Source organism: Mesorhizobium sp. M2A.F.Ca.ET.067.02.1.1 (genome assembly GCF_004023285.1).
GTDB lineage: Bacteria > Pseudomonadota > Alphaproteobacteria > Rhizobiales > Rhizobiaceae > Mesorhizobium.
This window is the reverse complement of record NZ_RZSB01000676.1, coordinates 1-3,268: the sequence shown is the minus strand read 5'-3', so window position 1 is coordinate 3,268 and position 3,268 is coordinate 1. Positions and strand designations below refer to the sequence as shown.

The following is a 3,268-nucleotide window of genomic DNA, read 5'->3' as shown; positions in this document are numbered from 1 at the left end:
GTGCTGCTGCTCGACGAACCGCTCTCGGCCCTCGACAAGAAGCTGCGCGAGCAGATGCAGGTCGAATTGCGCCGCCTGCAGCAGGCGGTCGGCATCACCTTCGTGCTGGTCACCCACGACCAGTACGAGGCCTTGGCTATGTCTGACCGCATCGCCGTGATGTTCGGCGGCCGCATCGCGCAGGTCGCCTCGCCGAAGGAGATCTACCAGCGCCCGGTCAACCGCCAGGTCGCCGACTTCCTAGGCGGCATGAACTTCGTCAAGGCCGAGATCGTCGAGGAGAACGGCGCTTCGCTGCTGCTCGACACGCTGGGCTTCGGCCGCGTCAGGACCGACAAGCCGAAGGCTTTCATGCGCAATGGCGGCGCGGCGACGCTTGGCATCCGGCCCGAACGGCTGCGCGTTCTGTGGGACAATGCGTCGGCAAAATTCGAGGTCGCCGGCAAGGTCGTCGAGCGGCATTATTTCGGCGAGATCACCCATCTGATCGTCGAGATACCGGGGCTCGAAAAACCGCTCTCGGTGACCGAGACCAATGATTTCGGCGCCGACGATATTCCGGTCGGCGCCCCGATCCGCCTCGCCTACGACCCCGAGGCCTTGGTGGCGATGGCCGACTGAATCCTTGCGGCAGCGATGCGGCCGGCGACGATCGCGCCCTCGACATAACCCGGGAAGGACGGCGAGACTTCCGAAGCGGCGAAATGGACATGCGGCACGCCAGCAAGGATCACGCGCTCGGCATCGCGCGCGGTCACATCGATGATGAGGTCGCTATAGGCGCCGCCGCTCCAGCGGTCATGCGTCCAGTCGCGCGCGCTGAAATCGATGAAGTCGGCGGCCTGAGCGCCAAGCGCCTGGACAAGTCTGGCGGTGATTTCCGCCTGCAGCGCCGCCTCGCCGAGCGGATGCCAGCGCAGCGCGAGCGGCCCGCCGACAAAGACGATAAGCGCGGCGTGACCGGCATCCTGGCTGGCGTCGCAGGCAAACAGCCCCGGCTGATCGCGCCACATCACCATGCCGCACAGGCCCCGCTCGCGCCAGAACGGCTTTGCGTAGCGCACCAGGATCTTGATCACCGCGCCGCTTTCCCAGACGCCGAGCGCGCCTGCGAGTTCCGCCGGCAAGGCTGGTGCGAAGTCGAGCTTGGCGGCCGTCGCCGGCGGCAGCGCGATCAGAACCTCGCGCGCTTCAATCGTGGCCGCGCCGGTGCTGACGCGAACGCCTTGCTGGGCGCGCTCGACACGCGTCGCCGCCTGGTTCAGGCGCAGCCGGTCGCCGAGCTCGGCGGCCAGATCCTCGGCTAGCGATTGCATGGTGTCGCCCAGAAAATACTGCAGCTCGAACACCTCGTTGGTGATGCGGCGATCATTGTCGATCAGATACCAGAGCGGCACTTTGTCCAGCGCCAGGCACCACAGGCCCTCGATCATCGAACGGAAGGTCGCCTTGGCGTCGGCCGTGTCCTTCTGGCGCTCGAGCCATGTCGCCACGGTCAGTCCGGCGATCGAGGCATCGTCCGGCTCGATCCTGTTCATGCGCTCGCGGATCGCCATCGCGACCTGATAGGTCCGCTCGGCTTCCTCGACCGACATCGACGGATGGGTGATGAACTCGCCTTCGATATAGGTCTCGACGAAGCTCTTGCCCCGCGCCTTGGCCAGCGCCATCAGCTCGGGCATGTCCTGGCATAGGAACTGCCCGCCGCTGTCGATCAGCTCGCCGAGTCCGTTGCGGACAGCCTCCACCCTGCCGCCGACACGATGGCGTGCTTCAAGGACAAGGAAATCGATACCCGCCCGCTTCAGCTCGAGCGCGGCGCATAAGCCGGTGAAACCGGCGCCGACGATGACGACGTCGGTTCTTTCAATGATGCTCTTCAATAGCCGGCCTTGATCTTCTCGAATTCGGCGACCATGCGCTGCTTGAGGTCCGGCGCCACCGGCTGCTGGAACAGCGTCTTGTCGAGGAACTTGTCGAGATTGTCGAAGCCGCGCTCGGTGAGCAGCTTCTGGTCCATCGCCGCCATGCCGGCGCTGTTGCCGTGACCGTAGCCGAAGGTCTTCACCATATATACTCCGAAACGCCCGGCGCGTTGACCGCGCTCAGGAAATCATAGGCCTGGTCGAGCTTGCCCGGTGCATCCTTGAGCAGCACATAGCCGCACACCCAGGTCGAAATGCCTTCCTTGGTGTCACGGTTCATGGCGATCGGCATCCCCTGGCCTTTCAGCGTCACATAGGTCTCATTCCAACCCCAGACCAGGTCGACCTCATTGCCCGTGAAGGCCTGGTTGAGATCGGTGTCGTCGGTCCAGTAGAAGCGGACATTCTTGTGCACGTCGCGCAGGAAGGCGGAAGCCTCGCTGAACTGCTCGTCCGTCATCTTGGTCCAGTCCTTCAGGCCGATGACCAGGCTCGCCAGCGCATAGGCGTCGTCGACATTGTCACCGATGGTGACGCGGCCCTTGAACTTCGGATCGGCGAAGATCTTCAGCGATTGCGCCTCGTCCGCCGTCACCTTGTCAGTGCGGTAGAACAGTGAGGTGTTGCCCCAGTCGAACGGCATGAACCAAGCCTTGCCGTCGGCGGTGGTGGCCAGATCCTTCATCGCCATGATGCCGGGATTGAGATCTTTCCAGCCGGCGATCTTCGAAGGTCGAGCGGCTGCAGCAATCCCGCCTCGCGCCACTTCACCACGCTTTGCGAGCAGGGATGCGCGATATCGGCCTTGAAGCCGGCGCGCATCTTCTCGAAGGCCTCGTCCTCGTCGCCGAAGAAGGAGAAGGTCGGCTCGGCATTGTATTTGGCTGTGTAGGCCGGATGCAGCAGCGGATCCTCGTAACCGGACCAGTCGAAGACGACGAGGTCGCCGCCGCCTTCCGCCAGCGCATAGGCGGTGCCCGCGCCGACTGTGACGAGCGCGGCCAAGGCAAGGCGGCGAAGCATGGTCTTCATGGCGCGAAAAACTCCCCCATCGCGAATATATCGGGAGAGGTTAGGAGAATTCCCGGACTTTGGCGAGCCTGCTGGCTCCGTTTCGAATTTGCGGCAGAGATCGCTAAACTGTCAAAATCAGCGCTGCCCCTCATTGCCCTGCCAGGCATTTCTCCCCGTATAGTGACGGGGAGAAAGAGGCTGTTGTCCGAACCGGATAGATAGGTAACAGAATGGACCGATTAGATGGGTGACAGTTTTCTTGCCAGCCGGGAGGACCGGCGATGGTTTGGCGAGAGACTGGCATCATGGATGAGCGGCTTCGTTTTGTT

At 63.3% G+C, this 3,268-nt stretch carries 2 protein-coding genes and 1 pseudogene; 1 reads left to right on the top strand and 2 read right to left on the bottom strand.

Annotated features, from left to right (window positions below; genetic code table 11):
• On the top strand, positions 1 to 621 hold a 621-nt coding region (locus tag EOA28_RS29835), incomplete at its 5' end, for an ABC transporter ATP-binding protein (RefSeq protein ID WP_148670933.1).
• On the opposite strand, the gene EOA28_RS29830 is transcribed toward EOA28_RS29835, so the two are convergent.
• Together EOA28_RS29830 and EOA28_RS29825 are read right to left on the bottom strand one after the other, a co-directional pair.
• Positions 585 to 1,883: a flavin monoamine oxidase family protein gene (locus EOA28_RS29830; RefSeq protein ID WP_127251231.1), complete on the bottom strand. Its 1,299-nt coding sequence runs from the start codon at positions 1,881 to 1,883 to the stop codon at positions 585 to 587. The genes EOA28_RS29835 and EOA28_RS29830 overlap by 37 nt on opposite strands.
• Positions 1,880 to 2,957, bottom strand: a pseudogene (locus EOA28_RS29825) (extracellular solute-binding protein). Before EOA28_RS29825 ends, EOA28_RS29830 begins: the two are co-directional and overlap by 4 nt.
• Positions 2,958 to 3,268 lie beyond the last annotated feature (311 nt).